1 protein-coding gene is annotated in these 539 nt (G+C 56.6%); it reads left to right on the forward strand.

Going from position 1 to position 539, the window contains the following annotated elements; translation table 11 throughout:
• Nucleotides 1-539, forward strand: a 539-nt coding sequence (gene ftsA, locus ACFVYJ_RS13690) for a cell division protein FtsA (RefSeq protein WP_419416165.1), incomplete at both ends; no start/stop codon positions are given.

A 539-nucleotide genomic window follows, 5' to 3' on the forward strand; every position in this document is an offset into this window, starting at 1 on the left:
GAAAAAGAGCTGGGTGTCTGCATGGTGGATATTGGTGGCGGCACCTCGGATATCTCTATCTTCACCGGTGGCGCTATTCGACATACCGCAGTGATTCCAATTGCGGGTGATCAGGTGACTAACGACATCGCGATGGCGCTGCGTACCCCGACCCAGCATGCGGAAGAGATCAAGATTAAATATGCCTGTGCTCTGGCACAGCTGGCGCGTGAGGATGAAACCATCCAGGTGCCGGGCGTAGGTGACCGTCCAGCCCGCACGCTGTCCCGTCAGGCGCTGGCGGAAGTGGTAGAACCGCGCTACGAAGAACTGTTCAGCCTGGTGCAGGCTGAGCTGCGGCGCAGTGGTTATGAAGATTTGATCGCGGCGGGCATTGTGTTAACCGGCGGCACCTCAAAAATGGAAGGTGCTGTTGAACTGGCGGAAGAGATCTTCCATATGCCAGTACGGCTGGCCAATCCACATGGTGTACGGGGCATGGAAGATATTCTACGCAACCCGATCTATGCCACCGGCCTGGGATTGTTACAGTACGCCAA

Origin of the sequence: Pontibacter sp. JAM-7, assembly GCF_048548695.2 — a bacterium.
Taxonomy (GTDB): domain Bacteria; phylum Pseudomonadota; class Gammaproteobacteria; order Pseudomonadales; family Balneatricaceae; genus Neptuniibacter.